The sequence below is a fragment of the Lentzea aerocolonigenes genome, assembly GCF_000955955.1.
In the GTDB taxonomy this organism is placed as follows: Bacteria; Actinomycetota; Actinomycetes; order Mycobacteriales; family Pseudonocardiaceae; genus Lentzea; species Lentzea aerocolonigenes_A.
The window spans coordinates 20,054-38,152 of the sequence record NZ_JYJG01000204.1 but is presented as its reverse complement, the minus strand read 5'-3'; the positions used below and the strand labels follow the sequence as shown (position 1 = coordinate 38,152).

General features: G+C 68.2%; 17 protein-coding genes and 1 pseudogene. 7 read left to right on the top strand and 11 right to left on the bottom strand.

From position 1 onward, the window contains the following. Positions 1–878: pseudogene (locus tag UK23_RS48940) on the bottom strand (hypothetical protein); the annotation flags it as partial. 328 nt (positions 879–1,206) lie between these two features. On the opposite strand from UK23_RS48940, the gene UK23_RS25695 reads away from it, so the two are divergent. Continuing rightward, complete coding sequence (locus UK23_RS25695) at positions 1,207–1,740, top strand: helix-turn-helix transcriptional regulator (protein WP_082114976.1); 534 nt, start codon at positions 1,207–1,209, stop codon at positions 1,738–1,740. 57 nt (positions 1,741–1,797) lie between these two features. On the opposite strand, the gene UK23_RS25690 is transcribed toward UK23_RS25695, so the two are convergent. From UK23_RS25690 to UK23_RS25675, 4 genes are all read right to left on the bottom strand, one after another. After that, on the bottom strand, positions 1,798–3,240 hold the full coding sequence (locus tag UK23_RS25690) for an alpha/beta fold hydrolase (RefSeq protein WP_045314195.1): 1,443 nt from the start codon (positions 3,238–3,240) through the stop codon (positions 1,798–1,800). Between the two features lie 81 nt (positions 3,241–3,321). Continuing rightward, complete coding sequence (locus UK23_RS25685) at positions 3,322–3,708, bottom strand: hypothetical protein (protein ID WP_156213377.1); 387 nt, start codon at positions 3,706–3,708, stop codon at positions 3,322–3,324. Between the two features lie 5 nt (positions 3,709–3,713). Continuing rightward, positions 3,714–4,784, bottom strand: coding sequence for a hypothetical protein (locus tag UK23_RS25680; protein ID WP_045314193.1), 1,071 nt, complete (start codon positions 4,782–4,784; stop codon positions 3,714–3,716). Positions 4,785–4,853: 69 nt separating this feature from the next. After that, complete coding sequence (locus tag UK23_RS25675) at positions 4,854–5,339, bottom strand: MarR family winged helix-turn-helix transcriptional regulator (RefSeq protein ID WP_231114666.1); 486 nt, start codon at positions 5,337–5,339, stop codon at positions 4,854–4,856. 64 nt (positions 5,340–5,403) lie between these two features. Between UK23_RS25675 and UK23_RS25670 the strand changes: the two genes are divergently transcribed. From UK23_RS25670 to UK23_RS25660, 3 genes are read left to right on the top strand one after another with little or no spacing between them, the layout of a single operon-like run. Continuing rightward, on the top strand, positions 5,404–6,858 hold the full coding sequence (locus tag UK23_RS25670) for an LLM class flavin-dependent oxidoreductase (protein WP_045314192.1): 1,455 nt from the start codon (positions 5,404–5,406) through the stop codon (positions 6,856–6,858). Between the two features lie 56 nt (positions 6,859–6,914). Further along, positions 6,915–7,385 (top strand): hypothetical protein, encoded by a 471-nt coding sequence (locus UK23_RS25665; RefSeq protein WP_045314191.1) that lies wholly within the window; start codon positions 6,915–6,917, stop codon positions 7,383–7,385. Positions 7,386–7,435: 50 nt separating this feature from the next. Beyond that, a complete protein-coding gene (locus tag UK23_RS25660) occupies positions 7,436–7,918 on the top strand; it encodes a hypothetical protein (RefSeq protein WP_045314190.1) in 483 nt (160 codons plus the stop codon). Here the strand turns inward: UK23_RS25660 and UK23_RS25655 are convergent. Then, entirely contained in the window at positions 7,915–9,996 is a 2,082-nt protein-coding gene (locus UK23_RS25655) for a M6 family metalloprotease domain-containing protein (protein WP_045314189.1), read from the bottom strand. The genes UK23_RS25660 and UK23_RS25655 overlap by 4 nt on opposite strands. A 122-nt stretch (positions 9,997–10,118) precedes the next feature. On the opposite strand from UK23_RS25655, the gene UK23_RS25650 reads away from it, so the two are divergent. Continuing rightward, the gene (locus UK23_RS25650; protein WP_045314188.1) at positions 10,119–10,811 is read left to right on the top strand and encodes an SDR family NAD(P)-dependent oxidoreductase; all 693 of its coding nucleotides are present in this window, start codon (positions 10,119–10,121) and stop codon (positions 10,809–10,811) included. On the opposite strand, the gene UK23_RS25645 is transcribed toward UK23_RS25650, so the two are convergent. The 3 genes from UK23_RS25645 to UK23_RS25635 are packed head-to-tail and all read right to left on the bottom strand — an operon-like array spanning position 10,808 to position 13,390. Further along, positions 10,808–11,359 (bottom strand): TetR/AcrR family transcriptional regulator, encoded by a 552-nt coding sequence (locus tag UK23_RS25645; RefSeq protein ID WP_045314187.1) that lies wholly within the window; start codon positions 11,357–11,359, stop codon positions 10,808–10,810. The genes UK23_RS25650 and UK23_RS25645 overlap by 4 nt on opposite strands. 16 nt (positions 11,360–11,375) lie before the next feature. Next, positions 11,376–12,728, bottom strand: a complete 1,353-nt coding sequence (locus tag UK23_RS25640; protein ID WP_045314186.1) for a HAMP domain-containing sensor histidine kinase — start codon at positions 12,726–12,728, stop codon at positions 11,376–11,378. Next, a complete protein-coding gene (locus UK23_RS25635) occupies positions 12,725–13,390 on the bottom strand; it encodes a response regulator transcription factor (protein WP_082114974.1) in 666 nt (221 codons plus the stop codon). Before UK23_RS25635 ends, UK23_RS25640 begins: the two co-directional genes overlap by 4 nt. A 158-nt stretch (positions 13,391–13,548) precedes the next feature. On the opposite strand from UK23_RS25635, the gene UK23_RS25630 reads away from it, so the two are divergent. Both UK23_RS25630 and UK23_RS25625 read left to right on the top strand, forming a co-directional pair. After that, a complete protein-coding gene (locus UK23_RS25630; protein ID WP_045314184.1) occupies positions 13,549–14,766 on the top strand; it encodes a bifunctional glycosyltransferase family 2/GtrA family protein in 1,218 nt (405 codons plus the stop codon). After that, positions 14,763–16,787 carry an ArnT family glycosyltransferase gene (locus tag UK23_RS25625; RefSeq protein WP_045314183.1) on the top strand — a complete coding sequence of 675 codons (2,025 nt, stop codon included), beginning with the start codon at positions 14,763–14,765 and terminating at the stop codon, positions 16,785–16,787. The genes UK23_RS25630 and UK23_RS25625 overlap by 4 nt, the downstream gene beginning before the upstream one ends. A gap of 42 nt (positions 16,788–16,829) precedes the next feature. Here UK23_RS25625 and UK23_RS25620 read toward each other — a convergent pair whose 3' ends face one another. Beyond that, a complete protein-coding gene (locus UK23_RS25620) occupies positions 16,830–17,234 on the bottom strand; it encodes a hypothetical protein (protein ID WP_045314182.1) in 405 nt (134 codons plus the stop codon). Positions 17,235–17,250: 16 nt separating this feature from the next. Next, on the bottom strand, positions 17,251–18,030 hold the full coding sequence (locus UK23_RS25615) for a hypothetical protein (protein WP_045314181.1): 780 nt from the start codon (positions 18,028–18,030) through the stop codon (positions 17,251–17,253). Positions 18,031–18,099: the final 69 nt, after the last annotated feature.

The window sequence follows — 18,099 nt, the reverse complement described above, 5'->3', positions numbered from 1 at the left end:
AGGTCGAAGTCCTTGACGTTGCCGGTCTGCTCGGTCCAGCCTGCGAACAGGTTGCCGTCCTTGACCGCCAGCGAACCGTCGTTGCGCAGCACGCCGATCCGGTCACCTGCCAGGTGGAAGTCCTTGGCGCCGCCCGCCTGCGTCGTCCACTGGGCGAAGAGGTCGCCCTCCTTGACCATGACGTCGCCGCCCGTGGTCAGCACGCCGATGCGGTCGCCCTCGATCTCGAACTTCGCGACGCCGTTCAGCTGCGTCGTCCAGCTCGACCAGAGGTTTCCTTCCTTCACCGACAGCGTTCCGCCGTTCAGCACGCCGATCCGGCCGATCTGCTGCGCTGCCTGCGTCCACCACGACGTCTGCTTGTTGGCGCCGGCCCAGCTGAAGCTGATGTGGATGTGGTCCTGGTGCGGGCTCGCCCCGCTGTACGGCGTCCACCCCGCGTCTGGCCGGTACGCCTCCCAGATCTTGTTGTTCCAGATCAGGTACATGACGCCCAGGCGGCGGGCCATCGCGTGCTTGTTGCCGTGCTGGTCGGTCGCGAGCAGCCAGCCGAGGAAGTCCTCCGCCTTGGCCCGGTCCGCGGTGTCGAAGTAGTTGAAGTGGTAGTCGAGCGCCCTGCCCTCGTGGTGCTCGCTGGTCTGACCGTCGCAGTTGCGGACGATGCCAGCGGTGTGGTTGCCGTAGGTGGCGTTGAGCAGGTCGCGCACCCCGAGCGGCCCCGGCTTGGCCGACGCCTCGCAGTTGCGCTGCGCGTCGTAGGCGGAGTACGGGTCGATCCCGGCGCCGAAGTTCGGCGTCGTCGGCGCGGCCTGCGCCGGGATGGTGCCGAGCGCGATGGCGGCGACGACTGCGGCCAGTACGGTCTTGATTCCACGCATGACTATTCTCCCAAGATTTCCGTTGCAATTGCCTCTGCGTGTTCCCTGTTTCGCGCAGCAACCATCGCCACGACCTGGGAACCGGATTCATCGACGCGAATTCTCAGGTTTTCGAGCCTTGTTCCCCTGAGTGCGTCCGGGTCTACTTTCGCTTTCAGGTTTCTTTCGACCAGGAACATCGTGGGGCAAACATTGCCGTGCACACCGGTGCCGCGACAAGACTTTCGGGCCGTCCGGAAATGCCCTGGCCGGATCAGGACAAGCGCGTCCAGGTTCCGTCCAGGTTCTGTGAGGGTGCCGTGCAGGTCGCCTGAATAGCGTTTTCGGCATGCGTACTGGAGATGTGCAGGAATTGGTCATGCGAGCACAGGCCGAGATCGTCGTGTGCATGTCGGGCGGGATGGAGGTCGACCTCCGCTTCCTCCCGCGGGGAACCCCCGTGCGCGTCCTCTACCCCGACGACGTGGACCGCGCCTCGGTCCCGGACTTCCTGCGCGGCCACGACCAGGTCCGCGTCTGCGCGGGCCTGCCGACCGGCCTGGTGCTCTGCGACGGCACGGCGGTGGTTCCCGGTCCGGCGACCGTCACGGCTCCGGAAACCGTTGCGCTGCTGAAGGCCTGGTTCGACCACTTGTGGGCGGGTGCGATGTCCGCCGACGCGCGCGCCGTGGAGGGGTTGACCGAGCAGGAGAGAACGATCCTGCGTCTGCTCGCGGGAGGGGTGACCGACGATGCGGCGGCGGCGCGGATCGGCACGTCCGCGCGCTCGGTGCGGCGGGTGATGGCGGGGGTGATGGGGCGGCTCGGGGCGCGCAGCCGGTTCCAGGCGGGACAGCTGGCGGCTCGGCGCGGCTGGTTGTAACCCCGGACACGCGTGATGGCGGCAGCGCAGGTCGTTGCGCTGCCGCCATCACTGATGTCAGGACGTGCCGGGACAACTGCCGGAGAAGGTCTGGCCGGTGCGGAAGAAGCGGACGGCTTTGTCCGCGCAGTCGATGAGCCACAACGAGCCGTGCGTGCTGTCGTCCACGGTCAGCAGCGCTCCACCGATCTTGTGGCGCATCTGCTCCGCCCAGACGTGCGGCGTGACGGTCTCGTAGCGGTGGCCGGCGAGTTGCAACGGGCTGGAGCCGTGCTTCAGGTGCCACGGCGTCGCGGGCAAAGGCCAGCCCGCGCACCAGTTGCCGTAGCCCGCGCCGTTGGGGAAGAGCGGGTACTTCTCCTGCCGGTACTGGACTTGACGCCACGCCTCGTCGACGTTCGGGGCCTTGCCCTGGTCGTTGCACAGCACGGCGCGCTGCATCAGCAGGCCGCCGTACCACACCGGCGTCAGGCCGAAGCCCTCGTTCTCAGGCTCGTCGCCGGTCAGCGGCGGCACACCACCGGTACGGAGCGCCACGATCGACTCTGCGACCTGCTGCCAGACCGCGCGCTTGTAGGTGAGCATCGCGCGCAGATGACTTCCGGTGTACCTGTGCCCGTTGACCGTGACGGGCGCGCGGTCGAGCTGAGCGGCCAGATCGCTGATCGACTTCGTCACCGCCTGCCCGGTGGTTCCGAGGTGGAACGCCGAGTCCCGCTCGGCCAGCCAACCGGCGAGGACCTCGTAGTTGGCCTGCTTGGCCGCGGCCGAGCCCAGGTTCATCGTCTCCAGCGTGAAGTCCGCGGGCATCACGGAGTCGAGCAGCATCCGGTCGACGCGGTGGTCGTAATGGCTGCGGTAGACGGCACCCAGTGCGGTGCCCCAGGAGATGCCGAAATAGCTGATCTTCCGTTCACCCAGCGCGGCGCGGATGTCGTCCATGTCGTCGGCGACGGCCCTGGTGGACAGGTTGGTCAGCAGCTCGCGGTCATAGCCGATGCAGCGGGCGTTGGTGCGGGCGTTGCGCTCGTAGTCCTGACGGAACCGTTCGGACGGGCTCGCCTGCGGGTCGGGCTCGGGACCGTCCTCAGGGGTGGCTTCGCACCCGACGCCCCCGCTGAACCCGACGGCGCGCGGGTCGAAGCCGATGAGGTCGTGGTCGGTGTTCAGCTCGGCGAACTTCGTCTTCGTCAGGTCGTACGGCAAGCTGACACCCTGGTTGCCGGGGCCGCCGGGGTTCAGCAGCAGCACACCGCGGCGCTTCTTCGGGTCGGTGGCCTTGATGCGGCTGACGGCCAGGTCGATTTTCCGGCCGTGCGGACGTGAGTGGTCGAGGGGCACGGTGACCGTGGTGCACTCGCTGCGGTTGTCGTCCGGGTACCAGTGCTCGTGGACCTGCCGGCACGGTTTCCAGTCCAATGTGGACGCGCTGGCGGGTGGTGCGGCGACAAGCGGACCGACCAGCATCGCCACGGCCGCAGCGCGAAGTAGTTTCGACACGCGGCTGAGCGTAGGAAGACGATCTGTGCTCGCGGATCATGCGCGCGGATGATCCGGACGTCCTACTGCAGGCTGATCAGGTCACCACGAGTCGCGCGACCAGGTCTGTTCGGTCATGTCCTCGTCGGGTTCCGGTTCTTTCACCGGTTTTTTCACGGGCTCGGGACCGTCGGGAACGCCGGCCAGCTCGTCCTCGGCGAGCCGTGCCAGCTCCGCTTGGCCCTTCTCGGCCTGTGCCTGCTTCTCCTCGTCGGACGTGGTGGCGTACCAGGAGGAGAGCGCTTCCGCACCAGCGCCGAGAGCCTCGTCGTACGCGCGGCTGTTCAGGATCTGGGCAGGCGTCGTACGGCCGGCGAGGAGCTCCTTGGCCATCTCGGCGAGCGCCGGGCTCTGCTCGTTCGCGACGAGCTTCTTGAGCAGCTGGCGCTGGTGCCGGTCCATGCCCGGCCGCAGTTCGGTTTCCGTCATCTTCGTCACCTATGCAGAGCCGGGTGCCCGTACGAGCCGGGCAGTGGGTGGGCCTTGAAACCGCTGTCGCTCATCACCATCAGGATCTCGCCCTTGGCCGTGCGGACGATGTACGAGAGCGCCTGGAACAGCTCGCCGATCTTGCTCCACGTCTCGACGACCTTCATGCACTGCCACGCCGCCACCGACCAGAGCACGGCCGGCCCGATGACGGACTCCGCCATGACCCCGCCGGCAATCGCCTCCGCGGTGATCCAGAAGACCTTGTCGAAGATGTCCTGCACGAGATCACCGGCGACCTTGGCGAACTCCCGCACGCCCGCCGCCACCTTCTCGTACTCCTCCTTGAGCTTCACGAAGGCGTCTTTGTGCTGCTCGAGCGACGTCTGAAGGCGCTGGAAGTAGGCGTACGACCCGTCGGAAGCCTTACCGCTCCACGCGTTGAGCAGCAGGCGGTGGTTGTCCATGACGTTGCGGCCGACGTCGCTGCAGAAGAAACCGAGCGAGTTGAAGGCGCTGCAACACTTCGAGAACGCCTCCCAGTCGCCCGCGATCCGCTTGCTGACCCAGTCGGCGGGGTTGACGCCGATGAGGACGTCCAGCACGTTGGCCACCCAGTACCCGGGACTGACGAGGTTGTTCAGCGCGTCGACCACGGCCATCGGGTCGAGGGGCTCGTCGCCTGCCTGCGGCGGGGTCAGCCTGCCCTCGGGGAACATGGTCTCGCGCAACACGAACGGCCCGGTGAAGTGCTGCACCGACGGGCTCGGCGCGTCTGGCAGCTTGTTCTCGAACGCGCGGGCTTCTTCTTCGTCCGTGGTGCGGTAGTACTTCGCCGTGTTGGCCATCTCCACGGCGTTCGTCTTGCAGACGGCCGTGAGCTGGGCGAGCACCTCGCTGATCTGGGCCTGCAGCTCGTCGTGCTCGGTGAGGAACTCGGCGATGACACCGTCCTGCTGGTCGGTGATCTCCAGGTTCGCCTTGGCGTACCGCTCGGCGGCCTCCGAGTGCTCTTCCTGCTTGCCGAGAACCGCGGCGAAGTCCCCGATGACCGCCGGTGACGCGTGGAAGTCCACGGACCCCCTCCTCCTGATCTGTCCGCGGAGGATATTCGCGGGTCCTTGACGGTTTTCTTGAATGCGCGGCTACTGGGGCGTGCTCGCCGCGATGTCCTGCACGACCTGGCACGCGCTGCCGACCGGATCCGCGGCGTTCGCGTGCGCGGCGAGCTTGCCCAGCAAGGCCTTCAGGCTCGCCTGGTCCTGCGCCGACAGCCCTGCCAGCACATGAGCCTCGGCGTGCTTCAGCCGCAGGTCGAGCTCGGCAAGCCGCTTCCGCCCCGTCTCGGTCGCCACGACCAGGCGGGTGCGGCGGTCGGCCGGCGCGGGCCGGCGGATGACCAGCGAGGCGCCTTCCAGGTCGTCGAGCAGGTAGGTCATGACCGTGCGATCGATGCCGAACTGCTGGCACAGCGCGGACTGGCTTTCCGGCTGGTCGCGCACCGCGGCGGTGAGGATCTGGTAGCCGCGGTGGCCCCCCGGCAGGTCGCCGACCGCCACGTTCGTCGCCTTGACGTAGGCGCGGAACACCACGCCGAGGGTGAAGCCGAAGTCTTCGTCGAGGGCGGTCACCCGACCAATGATAGCCCGGACAGAACGTCTGTCGAGCAGAACATCTGTGTGGCATACTTTCGGCATGCCAGATTACGGCCACTCGCTCGAGTTCGGTGTGTTCCTGCCGCCCGCCGCCGACCAGTTCGGCGACACGCTGCGGCTCGCGCAGGCCGCCGACGCACTCGGTCTGGAGCTCGTGAGCATCCAGGACCACCCGTACAACTCGACGTTCCTCGACACGTGGACGTCGTTGTCGGTCATCGCGGCGGCGACGTCCAACGTCCGCGTCTTCCCCAACGTCGCCAACCTGCCCCTCAGGCCGCCCGCGATGCTCGCCAGGGCCGCCGCGAGCCTCGACGTCATCACCGGCGGCCGGGTCGAGCTCGGGCTCGGCGCCGGGGCGTTCTGGGACGCCATCGCCGCCATGGACGGCCCGCGCCGCACCCCGGCCGAGTCGGTCGAGGCGCTCGAAGAGGCCATCACGGTGGTCCGGACACTGTGGACTCCCGGACGCGGAATCCGGTTGCCGGGCAAGCACTACTCGCTCAACGGCGCGCGGCCCGGCCCGTTCCCCGCGCACGACATCGGCATCTGGCTCGGCGCCTACAAGCCGAAGATGCTCAAACTCACCGGCCGGCTCGCCGACGGGTGGCTGCCGTCCGCCTCGTACGCGACGCCGGACCAGCTGCCCACGATGAACGCGATCATCGACGAGGCAGCCTTACAAGCCGGCCGTGCGCCCAAGGACATCCGCAGGCTCTACAACATCGACGGCAGCTTCACCGCCGAACAGCTCGCCGAGCTTGCGCTCGGCAACGGCGTCAGCGGGTTCATCCTGATGGTCAACGGCGACGACGAGCTGCGCCGGTTCGCCGAGGAGACCGCCCCGGCCGTGCGCGAGATCGTCGCAGGGGCACGAAACCCAAAAGTCGTTGACCGGCTCGGGGTGATCCCGACGCCGGACGACGGCATCCGAATCTCGGACGAACGGCTGTGGGACGAGTCCGAGCGCCCGGCCGGCCCAGCACCCGAGCCCGACGCCGTCTACACCCCTACCGGCAAAGCGCTCGGCCAGCAGCTGATCGACGTGCACAACCACTTGCGGCGGGAGCTGAACAACGTCCGGTCACTGGTGAAGCAGGTCGCCGACGGCACGCTCGCGGTGGGAGCCGCCCGTTCGGAGATCAACACGATGACCATGCGGCAGAACAACTGGGCCATGGGCGCGTACTGCGAGAGCTACTGCCGCCTGATCACGATGCACCACACACACGAGGACCGGTCGCTGTATCCCCAGCTGCGACAGGGTGACGAGCGGCTCGGGCCAGTCCTCGACCGGCTGACCGAGGAGCACCACGTCATCCACGACGTGCTCGAACGCGTCGACGCCGCGCTGGTCGCGATGGTCTCCGAGCCCAAGAAGATCATCGACCTGCAGGACGCCGTGGACGTGCTCACGGACACCCTGCTGTCGCATCTGTCCTATGAGGAGCGCGAGCTGGTCGAACCGATGGCGCGAATTCCGTACCACTACTGAGTGCACCTGGGCGTGTGCAGCGGGAAATCACGCGTCACCACCAAGACACTGGGTGCGTGGACACCAGGAAGCGAGTCGATCCGGTCCGGCGCGGTCGCACGATTCTGGGTGCGTCGCTGGTGGTCACAGCGGCTGCCGCGGGGACACGGGCCACAATCGGCTTCAGCCGCGCGGCGGAGACCGAGCAGGCGATCCGTGCGAAGGACGGCCTGGACATCACGGTCGCGCTGCACCACGGGCTGACCTGGGGCTGGCTCGCGTTCGCGGTGCTGACCGGGGTTGCCGCGCTTCCGTTGCTGGTCAACGGAAGTGGCCGGGTGTTCGCGGCCGGCGTCTGCTATGCGCTGGGCATGCCGTTGCTGCTGCTCGCGATCGGTGTGCCCGCACCGGTTTCCGCGGTCAGCACGACGACGTGGGTGGCGTGCGGCAGCATCCTGTTGCTGGGGTGCTTCGTGATGCTGACCTCGGGACCTGTTCAGCAGCAAGAGCAACGGCACCAGCGTCGCCGGTCCGCGCGCTCACGCTGATACATCCATTCCGGACACTTCAGCAGGGCAGGCCTGGCAAGGTGGCCGCCATGATCGACACAGCCCGGCTGGCCGGGTTCTTCGCCGCCCACGGAGTCTGGTGCGTCTCGGAGGGAGAGACGCTGATCCCGTTGCTCGGCTACCAGCACGCCGACGGTGAGTACGGCATGGACCGGTTGATGTTCGACGACTTCGCGGAAGGTGCCCGCGCGGGCCAGGACGCGCTGGCGGACGGCGACCCGAGCTGGGTCGGCGCGGTGCTCGTGGCGGACGGCTACATCCACCTGGAGCAGGGCAAGACCGACGCGTTGATCATCGAGGCGGTCCAGTACGGGCCTTACCGGCAGAGCATGCAGGTCGCGGTGCCGTACCGGCCGGCGGATCACGGGTTCGCGGTGCACAAGCCCAAGTTCATGGACATCGACTGCGACGACCCGAACCTCGGACCGCTCGCCGAGGCGTTCTTCGTCGGTGCCGCTTCCCACACAGAAGCCAACGCCGTGTGGGAAGCGCACCTGGACGAGTCGATCTAACGAGCCGCGACCACCGTGCAGGTGGCCGAAGCCTGCTTCATCGGGTTGCTCTCGGAAACCGCAGTCAGCGTCACCTTCGACGTCACCGGCCCACCGTTGCGCTGAGCGTGCACCGGAACGTTGACGGTGCCACCGAACTTGGCCGTGGCCAAGGCGTTCGGCACCGAGACGGTCCACCCGTTCGCCGCCGTCGCCGACACCCGGTACACGTCACCGTCGATGTACTGGGTGACGGGCTCCGGGTGCTGCGAGGTCGGCGGGGCCGCCCGACCGGTGTTCACGACCGGGAAGCTGCACGTCGCGATCCCGTCCTGCGTCCTCGCCTGACCGGGCATGACCTGCACGCCGCGTTGCTGCGGGCCCGCGCCGTCCAGCGACCGGATCGCCACGGTGTACGACAGCACACCGCGCGCGTCCCGTTGCACGTCGAGGATGTAGAAGTGCACGCGGTTCGCGGTGTCGACGAACTCGTACTCGCTGCCGGAGTTCGTGCCGGCGTGGAACAGCGCGTCCGACAGCTGCCGGTAGTCGCCGACCGTGATCGGGACCTTGGTGCCGTCGGGCAGGACGTAGTCGGTCATGCCGATGTCCTGCGGGTTCGAGTCGATCACCCACGTGAACGGGGCCGCGTCCTGGTTCTTCGTCTTGGCCAGCAGCACACCCGCGTCCGGCGTGAACGAGTCGGCACCCATCCGGTCGACGACTTCGAGCGTGTAGTTGTTGTAGCCGCCGCCGTCGCAGAACGGGTTGGTGTTGACGTTGCAGGAAGGCGTCCGGTCCGCGTTCAACGCGAGGTTGATGCCGGTCAGTCCGGTGGTTCCCGGATTCACCTCGCGAGCGGTGATCTTCGCGATGACCGTGCCGGAGCCTGAGAGCGCTTCCCTGGACAACCGCAGCACGTTGCGCTCGTCGACGATCCCGAGCTTGATCTTGTTGCGCAGGGTCTGTTGCGCGCCGAGTGATGCGCCGCCGGTCGCCGGGATCGTCCAGCGCGAGTGCGGGCCGCCCGGGCCGTTGAACGAGCCGCGCGACAGCATGTCCCACGGGCCGCTGTAGTCACGGCGCGGCGGGCTGCCGAACGGGTTGTTGTAGTTGTCGCCGATGCCGAGGACGTGGCTCAGCTCGTGCGCGTACACGCCCTGGCCGGAACTCTCGGCCTGGGTGGTCGAGCCGCCGCTCGCGTTGGGCCAGATGCTCGAACCCGCGGCCCACGAGGTCCAGTCGACATAACGCGTCTTCGACCAGTTCGGCAGCGCGGGGTCCGGCGGGCCGAAGTCGTCGGTGACGTCCTCCTTGGTGCGGAACTTCATCATCCCGAACTCCTGCCAGGTGCCGGACTCGTCCTGGCCCGCGGAGAGGTAGTAGATGAAGTCGTAGCCGGCCGGAACCTGGCTGCCGACGTCCGCGACCCACGCGGCACGGCCGTCGGTGCGGATGTTGCGGTTGCAGTTGTCACCGGCCGGGCAGCCGGTGCCGCCCTGGAACTCCATGGCGTACTCGTGGTCCTTGCCCGGCATCGTGTACGGGCCGAACGCCTTCAGGTCGACGCCGTAGCGCCCACCGGAGGTCTCCATCCAGTACTCGTGCACGGTGTGACCGCGGTTGAGACCGATCGGCTTGTTGAGGAAGTCCTGGTAGAACTGCGCGACCTGCGCCCGCGGCACGTTGCTGGCCTCGGCGCTCGGGTTGCCGAACACCGTGGAGTTCCTGGGCTGCGTGACGACGAACGGCTGATTCGGGTAGTCCAGCAGGACCACGGCACCCTTGAAGGTGCGCACCGAACCGTGCACCGACGGATCGGCCCAGTTCGTACCGGGAACCTTCTTGTAGTCCCGTTCCCACGTCATGTGGTCGGGGTTGACCCAGTTCTGCGGGTCGATCGGGCCGGGGAACCCGGCGAGGGAGGCCACCCTGGCGTTGTCTCTGGTCTGCTGCCAGGGCTGCTGTTGAGGCCAGTGGTCGAACTGCCACGGATGCGTTGGCTGGTCAGGGGAAGCGGCCGAGTTGCCGGCGGTGACCGTCGCGATCGAGAGGAGCGCGGCGATCAGCAGGGCAGGGCGCCGGTGTATGCGATCCATGCTCTCACCGTGGTGCAGACCAGCCTCTGCCAGCCACGGCCGATCGTCGGCACTCCGTCTCGCACTTATGATACCTTGAGGTCTCACGAGACCTTGAGGTCTCATAAGCTCGGGAGGTAGCCATGAAGATCGAGGGATCCGTCGCACTTGTCACCGGGGCCAACCGGGGTATCGGCAACGCGATCGCGCTGGCGCTGCTGGAGAACGGCGCCGCGAAGGTCTACGCGGGCGCCCGCAAACCCGAGACGATCACCGACCCGCGGCTCACGCCGGTGAAGCTCGACGTGACCAACCCTGATGACATCGCTGCCGTCGCCGGGCTCGCGCAGGACGTCAGGATCGTCGTCAACAACGCGGGCATGGGCGGCGGAGAGGCTCAGCTGCTCAGCGGACCGTTGAGTGTCGCACGGGAAGTAATGGAGACCAACCTGTTCGGCCCTTGGGAGATCGCGCGAGCGTTCGCACCGATGCTCGCCGGCGGCGCCTTGGTGAACGTGCTGTCGGTTTCTTCTTGGTGGGCAATGGCTTCCGCGCCCGCCTACTCGGCTTCCAAGGCCGCCGCGTGGTCGCTCACGAACGCATTGCGCGTCGGACTGCCGGAGACGCTGGTCGTAGGCGTGCACTCCGGGTTCGTCGACACGGAGTTCAGCGCCTGGACGTCAGCACCGAAGATCACAGCCGCAGACCTGGCCGCACAGACCGTGAAAGCGTTGCTGGAGAACCGGATCGAGGTGCTGGCCGACGAGTTCACCACCGAGACGCGGGCGGCGCTGTCCGGCGACCTCGACGCCCTGCAGGCGGTCAAGCCCTACTAGCTGTCCAGCAGGATCTCGACGATGCGGCGCGCGTCCTTCAACGGGCGCGAGTCGCCGTAGACGATCGAGTGCACGACCGCGCCGTCGACCTGCATGGAGATCATCCGGCCGATCGTCTCGGGGTCCTCGTGCCCCAACTCCTTCACGGCTTTCGTGAAGGCTGCCGCCACCTCGTCCTTGTACTCACCGGCCAGTGGCGCCGCGGGATGGTCCGCGCCGGCTTCCAGGCGCGTGCCGAAGTAGACGCAGGCGCTGAGCGTGCCATTGTCGGCGAAGTGCGCGAGCCGGTCGAACACGTCGAGGATGCGGCGGCGGGGATCCTTGTCGTCCCAGGCGCCCAGCAGGAGTGCGAGCTGCCTCGGCAGAAAGTCGCGCAACGCCTCCGCGACCAGCTCGTCCTTGCCGCCGAAGTGCCGGTAGAGCGACATCTTGCCCGCGCCGGCCCGTTCCGCGATCGCCGCAGGAGCCGCCGCGCGCAAGCCGCCCTCGCGGATCAGCTCGACGGTCGCGTCCATCACGCGCTGCTTCGCGTCCCGGGTCCCTGCCATGAACTAGATGATACCTCTAGGTCTCACACGGTAGGTTGAGTCGGACGGAGGCGCCCCGGCCGTTGGGCACGAACCGCGCGGAACCTCCGTGCACCGCAACGATGTCCGCCACGATCGCGAGCCCCAGGCCGGATCCGGGCATGCCACGTGCGGCGGGCGCGCGCCAGAACCGTTCGAACGCCGCTTCCCGGTGCTCGGCGGGCACTCCTGGCCCCTCGTCGGTCACGGTGAGCCAGCCCGGCCGGGAGCGGACCGTGATGGTCGAGCCGGCCGGGCCGAACTTCACCGCGTTGTCCAGCAGGTTCAGCACGCTGCGTTCGAGCGCGGCCGCGTCGCCGAGCACGGTCCAGTCCGAGCGGTCGACGTCGAAGACGTGGTCGTGGGCACGGGTGCGGGCGCGCGTGACCGCCCGGTCGATGACTTCGGCGACGTCGACGGGATCGCGAGCCAGCTCACGGTCGTCGCGGGCCAGCACGACCAGTTCGGTGACGAGGTCGCTGAACTCCCGGCTCTGAGCCTGCAACCGGTCGAGGACCTCAGCGCGCTGCGGCAGCTCCCGCCCGGTCCGTTCGCTGAGCACGAGCAGGTCGATGTTGGTGCGCAGGCTGGTCAACGGCGTGCGGAGCTCGTGCGCGGCGTCGTTGACGAGATCTCGTTGGCGGCGGCGGGATTCGGCCAGGGCCGCGGTCATCGACGTGAACGCGCGGCCCAGGCGGCCCACCTCGTCCTGGCCGTCGACGGTGACCGGTGTGGTCAGGTCCTCGGTGCGGGCGATGTGTTCGGCGGTCTCCGTGAGGCGTTCCATCGGGGCGAGAGCGCGGCGGGTCAGCCAGAGGCCGAGACCTGCCACCAGCAGCACGCCGAGGATCGACACGGCCACCAGGACGCCGGCCAGCGCGGCGAGCGTGTCGTTGATCTCGCCGAGGCTGCGGCTGAGGATCAGGACCCGGCCGTCGTCGAGCGGCTGGAGCAGGACGCGCGCCTCGGTGCCGGACTTCGTGACACCGTCGCGGTACGTCGTGGTGCTCACGAAGTCGTCGGCGGTCGTGACCACGGGGTCGACGCCGGGCGGCGCGCAGGTGCTGCCGTCGAGCTCCAGGGTCTGGATGCCCTGCAGGACCTGCTGCAAGCCGTCTTCCGGCCGGCCCTGGCCCTGGTCGCAGGTGATGTGGAACTCCCGCCGATCACCTGGTCCCGGCGGCCGGTCGAACCGCGGCGGCAGGCTCGCCATCAACGACTTGTTCAGCTGCGAGCTGAGGTTGTGCTCGGTGGCGAGCCAGGTGACGACGCTGATGCCCGCGATCGCGACCGCCACCACGCAGGCCGTGATCAACGCGAGCTTGCCGCGCAGGAGAACCGGGCCCGTCATGACGACTCGCGGAGGATGAAACCCAGGCCGCGCACGGTGTGCAGGAGACGCGGACGGCCACCGGCCTCCGTTTTGCGACGCAGGTAGCCGATGTACACGTCGAGGTTGTTGGTGCCCTGGTCGTGGCCCCAGACGGCGTGCTTGAGGTGCTGCTTGGTCAGCAGCCGTTCCGGATCGCCCAGGAACACCGCCAGCAGGTCGAATTCCGTCGGGGTGAGGTCGAGTCGCTCTCCACCGCGGACGACCTCACGAGCCCGCAGATCCAGGTGCAGATCAGCGAACCGCAACTCCTGCGGGGTGGTGCGGTGCCGGTTCTGCTTGAGGAGCGCGCGGACACGGGCCAGCAGCTCCTCCAGCGCGAACGGTTTGACCAGGTAGTCGTCGGCTCCGGCGTCCAGGCCGGTGACCTTGTCGCCCAGCGCGTCACGGGCCGTCAGCATCAGCACGGGCAGGCGCTCCCCCGCCGCTCTGAGCCTGCGACAGGCCTCCGAGCCGTCGACGTTCGGCATCATCAGGTCGAGGATCGCCAGGTCGACGCCGGTGAGCCGCCGCAGCGCCTCGGCACCGTCCGCGGCGGTGGTGACCTCGTAGCCCTCGAACTCCAGGCTGCGCCGCAGACTGTCCCGCACGTCCGGGTCGTCGTCCACCACGAGCAGTCGCATGTTCAAGGACGGTAAGGGCGAAGTCTGTGAGTCCGCTGTGTGGAGCGGCCACCTCTCACGAATCTCTCAGCAGAAGCCAAGGACGTTCTCACGACCACGTCAGCAGTCTCGGTGGGGCAGCGGGTCACCGCTCGAGTCCACAGTGGAACGGAGAACCAATGGCGGTGAGCACCGCACAGGCCACGGGGACGGTCGACATCATGATCCCCGTACACAACGAGGAGCGCGCCCTGCCCGGCTGCGTCGAGGTGCTGCACGCGTTCCTGGAGGAGCAGTTCCCGTTCGACTGGTCGATCGTGGTCGTGGACAACGCGAGCACCGACTCGACGCTCGCCGTGGCTTCCGAGCTGGCTTCGAAGTACGAACGGGTGCGCGTGCACCACCTCGACCGCAAGGGCCGCGGGCTGGCGCTGCGGGAGTCGTGGGGCGCCAGCGAGGCGGCCGTGGTCGTGTACATGGACGTTGATCTCTCGACCGGGCTGGACGGGCTGCTGCCGCTGGTCGCGCCGCTGCTCAACGGGCACTCGGACCTCGCGATCGGCTCTCGGCTGGCACCAGGCTCGCGGACTGTTCGCGGGCCTCGGCGCGAGCTGGTTTCTCGTGCGTACAACTGGCTGATCCGTCTCACGCACGGTGCACGGTTCAGCGATGCCCAGTGCGGTTTCAAAGCCGCGCGGACCGATGTCATCCGCCCGTTGCTCGGTCAGGCGCGCGACGAGGCGTGGTTCTTCGACACCGAACTGCTGCTTCTCGCTGAGCACAACGGTTTGCGCGTGCACGAGGTGCCGGTCGACTGGGTCGAGGACGTGGACAGCCGGGTCGACGTGGTCGGCACCGCGATCGACGACGTCAAGGGGCTGATCCGCGTGGCACGTGCGAAGGCCAACGGCACGGCGCTCGTTCGCGGGCTGCCGCAACGGCCTTCGCCCCGGGCCATTCATCCAGACGCCGTGCTGAGCCGCAGCGAGGGCGGGCTTTCCTGGCAGATGCTGTCGTTCGCGGTGATCGGCGTGATCTCCACTCTGGCGAACCTGGCTCTGTACGGCGTCTTCCGGCTCTGGTGGCCGGTGCTCGCGGCGAACCTCGCCGCGCTGGTCATCACGACTCTCTTCAACACGGAGGCCAACCGCCGCTTCACCTTCACGGCCCGCAACGCTGCTGGAGGCAGGACACATCTGCAGGGTTTCGTGGTGTTCAGCCTCTACTACGCGTTCACGTCGGCCGCGCTGCTCGTGTTGCACGCGGCCTCAACCGATCCCCCGCGCCTGCTGGAACTGACGGTGCTGCTCGGCTCGTCGGCCGTGGGCACGGCGGGGCGCTTCTTCCTGTTGCGGAGCTGGGTGTTCCGCAGGGACGACCGAAAGGAAACGGCATGACCGCCACTGTCGAAGTGGCCGCTCCGGTGAGCCAGCGGATCTCGCGGCCTTCTCGCCTGCCTGCCTGGGCGTTGATCGCGATCTGCGTGGTGGCCGGTGCGCTGTACGTGTGGGCGATCGGGGCCGGCCAGGTAGGCAACTCGTACTACTCGGCTGCCGCGAAGTCGATGTCCACGTCCTTCACCAACTTCCTGTTCGGCTCGTTCGACCCGGCCGGTGTGGTGACGGTCGACAAGCCGCCGATGGCGTTGTGGCCGCAGGCGATCGCCGTGTGGATCTTCGGGTTCCACGGCTGGGCGGTGCTGCTGCCGCAGGTGATCGAGGGTGTGGCGGCGGTGTTCCTGTTGCACCGCACGGTTCGCCTGTGGGCGGACGAGAAGGTGGCGTTGCTCGCCGCGCTGATCCTGGCTCTGACGCCGATCACCGTGGCGATCAACCGGGACAACAACCCGGACACCTTGCTGGTGCTGCTTCTGGTTGCCGCCGCTTACGCGTTCACCCGGTCTGTTCAGTCTTCTGAGAGCCGTCCGCGGACTCGGTGGCTGCTGTGGTGCGCGTTCTTCATCGGCTGCGGGTTCCTGACCAAGATGTTGCAGGCGTGGATCGTGGTGCCGGGCTTCGCTCTCGCCTACCTGGTGGGCACTTCGGCGCCGGTGAAGCGGCGGGTTCTCGACCTGCTGGGCGCGGGTGCGGTGCTGGTGGCGTCGTCGTTCTGGTGGGTGGCGCTGCACGCGTTCTGGCCCGGCTCGAAGCCGTACATCGGTGGCAGCACGGACGGCGGCGCGTGGGACCTGATCATCGGCTACAACGGGTTGGGCCGGGTGTTCGGCGGCGACGGCAACCGGGGTGGAGGACCGTCCGGCGAGACCATCGGCCAGCTGCCTGCCGGTCAGGTACCCACCGGGCAGGGGCCGATGGAGTTCGGTGGTCCTGGGGGTGGCGCGATGTTCGGCGGACAGCCCGGAGCCACGCGCATGTTCGACGCCTCGGTCGGCGGGCAGATCTCGTGGCTGCTGCCGTTGTGCCTGCTGGTCCTGGTCGCGGTGTCCGTCGCGGGCGTGTTGCGTTGGCGCCGTGGCATTCCAGGGAATCCAGCCGAGCGCGCGGGCTGGTTCATGTGGGGTGGCTGGCTGCTGGTGACGGCTGTGGTGTTCAGCTTCGCGCAGGGCATCTTCCACCCGTACTACACGACCATGCTGGCTCCGGCGGTAGCGGCGATCAGCGCGGCCGGACTGATGATGTTCTGGCGTGCTCGCAGTTCCGTGCGGTTCCTGCTGCCGTTGGCGGTCGCTGTCACGGCGGGCTGGGCGTTCGTGGTGGTGTCGCGGGACACGTCGTTCCACGGGTGGACGCGCTGGGCCGTGCTCGGGGTCGCCGCGGTGGCGATCGTCGTGCTCCTGGTGGGGTTGCGCCGGGTTGGGCTCGTGGCCGCGGTGGTCGCGGTGCTGCTGGTGCCCGCGGTGTGGTCGACGGCGACGGCTGCGACTGGTGGCGAGAACGGGGTCATGCCCGCCGCCGGGCCCGCGATGCGGGGTGGCGGTGGCTTCCAGATCTTCACCGACGGCCAGCAGCCTCCCGGCGGGCAACAGATTCCTCCCGGCGCGACGCCGTTGCCGCAGAACGGCCGGGGAAACCGCGGGCAGATGATGGGCGGGCCCGGCGGTGGTCGTGAGCTCACCGACGAGCAGAAGCGGATTCTGGCCTACGCCAAGGAGCACGGCAACGGTGCCGAGATCACCCTCGCCGTCGCGGGCTCGGCGCAGGCGGCCTCGCCGTACATCATGAACACCGACGAGGTGGTGATCGGCATGGGCGGCTTCTCCGGCTCGGACAACGCCCCGTCGGTCGACCAGCTGCAGCAGTGGGTGAGCGAGGGCAAGCTGAAGTTCGTCCTCAGCGGCGGTGACCGCGGCGGACCCGGTGGTGGCAGGGACAGCAATGGGCGCCAGGAGTGGATCCGGCAACATTGCTCCACAGTGGACGAAACCGCTTACGCCGGCCTGATGGAGTGCCACGCGTGAGGTGATGCGCCCCAGGCCTCAACGGCTTGGGGCGCATCAGTTTCAGCACCGCTGGCTGCGCACGTGCGCGTCCTCGTGGGTCGAGATCTTCCGCCAGTGGCTGGCGGGCAACGAGAAGTCGCTCCACGACCAGAAGCCCGGCGGCAGCCACGCCGCGATCCGGCCGGAGGCGTTGCAGGGCACCCAGAAGCCGTCCCAGTCCTGGTCGCGCGGCGTCTCCTGGCCCGGGTTGAGCAGGCGCCACTCGGTGCCGGGCTTCGGACCGTTGGCGTCGAAGTCCCTGATCGCGTAGATGTAGACGCTGCTCTCGTTCATGACGGAGCCGCAGATCGCGCCGACGCAACCGCCCTGGATCTCGACCTCCCCGGCGGCCGACGCGTTGGCCATGCCGACGGTCGACATGAGTGCGGCGGCCGTCAGCCCGAGTGCCGCGAGAATTCGTTTCATCGTTCCTCCCCTGTGCTCAGGGCACGAGTGCCCATGCCTGTGTCGCGCTGGCCTTGCAGAACGCCAGCCAGCGGCTCTGCGTGGTGATCACGCCGTCGGACCCGGCCCGCACGAGCGCGGCCGACGAGTCGCGCTGGGTCTGCGGGCCCCAGTCGCCGTCGATTCCGGTGGAGTAACCCCAGATGTACTGACACGCGGCCTGGACGAAGTACGTCTGCGTCGCGGAACCGGTGTTGAAGCTGGAGTCGCCGCTGCCGGAGACGGCGTTGTCGATGTGCACGTGGTTGTGGTGCTCGGCGTTGTCGAGGTACGAGATGACGTGCCGGAAGTGGTAGTGCAGCGAGGCGACCGTGCCCCAGTAGCGGATGCGGGCCGTGCGCAGGGCGTCACCCGTGAGGCTGCGCCACTGGTCGTAGCGGCCGTTGAAGGCGGTGAACGTCGCGCCGGTGTCGCGGTTCGTGATGAGCAGGCGCGCGAGGTCGAACGCACGCCCCTCGCCGTGCATGCCGGGCTTGTCCACGTACGCGCCGTAGGAGTAGATCTTGTGCGGCGCGGTCCAGTGGTACGGCGTCCAGTTGCGCCAGTGGACGTGCCACGTCTCGAGCCGCGAGTAGAAGCCGGGCTCGTAGCGGAACGACGTCTGGGCGCCGTTCACCTCGTAGAAGGTCGGCTGCGAGTTGATCTCGCTCTGGGTGACGAGCGTTGCGGCCTGAGCGTTGCCGGTGCCGAGCAGAACCGCCGCTGAGCCCGCCGCGGCTGCGGTGAGGATGCTCCGGCGGGACATCGATCCGTTCATGCCCAGCAGTCAACTGCCGGGCATGAGCCGGATCCCTAGTCCTGCGACCAGTCTTCCTCTTCCTGGGGT

Bases quoted from the DNA above. Each gene is read 5' to 3' on its own strand.
- UK23_RS25695 (WP_082114976.1), top strand. From the start codon at position 1,207: ATGCGTACTGGAGATGTGCAGGAATTGGTCATGCGAGCACAGGCCGAG.
- UK23_RS25685 (WP_156213377.1), bottom strand. From the start codon at position 3,708: ATGACGGAAACCGAACTGCGGCCGGGCATGGACCGGCACCAGCGCCAG.
- UK23_RS25670 (WP_045314192.1), top strand. From the start codon at position 5,404: ATGCCAGATTACGGCCACTCGCTCGAGTTCGGTGTGTTCCTGCCGCCC.
- UK23_RS25660 (WP_045314190.1), top strand. From the start codon at position 7,436: ATGATCGACACAGCCCGGCTGGCCGGGTTCTTCGCCGCCCACGGAGTC.
- UK23_RS25655 (WP_045314189.1), bottom strand. From the start codon at position 9,996: ATGGATCGCATACACCGGCGCCCTGCCCTGCTGATCGCCGCGCTCCTC.
- UK23_RS25650 (WP_045314188.1), top strand. From the start codon at position 10,119: ATGAAGATCGAGGGATCCGTCGCACTTGTCACCGGGGCCAACCGGGGT.
- UK23_RS25645 (WP_045314187.1), bottom strand. From the start codon at position 11,359: ATGGCAGGGACCCGGGACGCGAAGCAGCGCGTGATGGACGCGACCGTC.
- UK23_RS25640 (WP_045314186.1), bottom strand. From the start codon at position 12,728: ATGACGGGCCCGGTTCTCCTGCGCGGCAAGCTCGCGTTGATCACGGCC.
- UK23_RS25635 (WP_082114974.1), bottom strand. From the start codon at position 13,390: ATGCGACTGCTCGTGGTGGACGACGACCCGGACGTGCGGGACAGTCTG.
- UK23_RS25630 (WP_045314184.1), top strand. From the start codon at position 13,549: ATGGCGGTGAGCACCGCACAGGCCACGGGGACGGTCGACATCATGATC.
- UK23_RS25625 (WP_045314183.1), top strand. From the start codon at position 14,763: ATGACCGCCACTGTCGAAGTGGCCGCTCCGGTGAGCCAGCGGATCTCG.
- UK23_RS25620 (WP_045314182.1), bottom strand. From the start codon at position 17,234: ATGAAACGAATTCTCGCGGCACTCGGGCTGACGGCCGCCGCACTCATG.
- UK23_RS25615 (WP_045314181.1), bottom strand. From the start codon at position 18,030: ATGAACGGATCGATGTCCCGCCGGAGCATCCTCACCGCAGCCGCGGCG.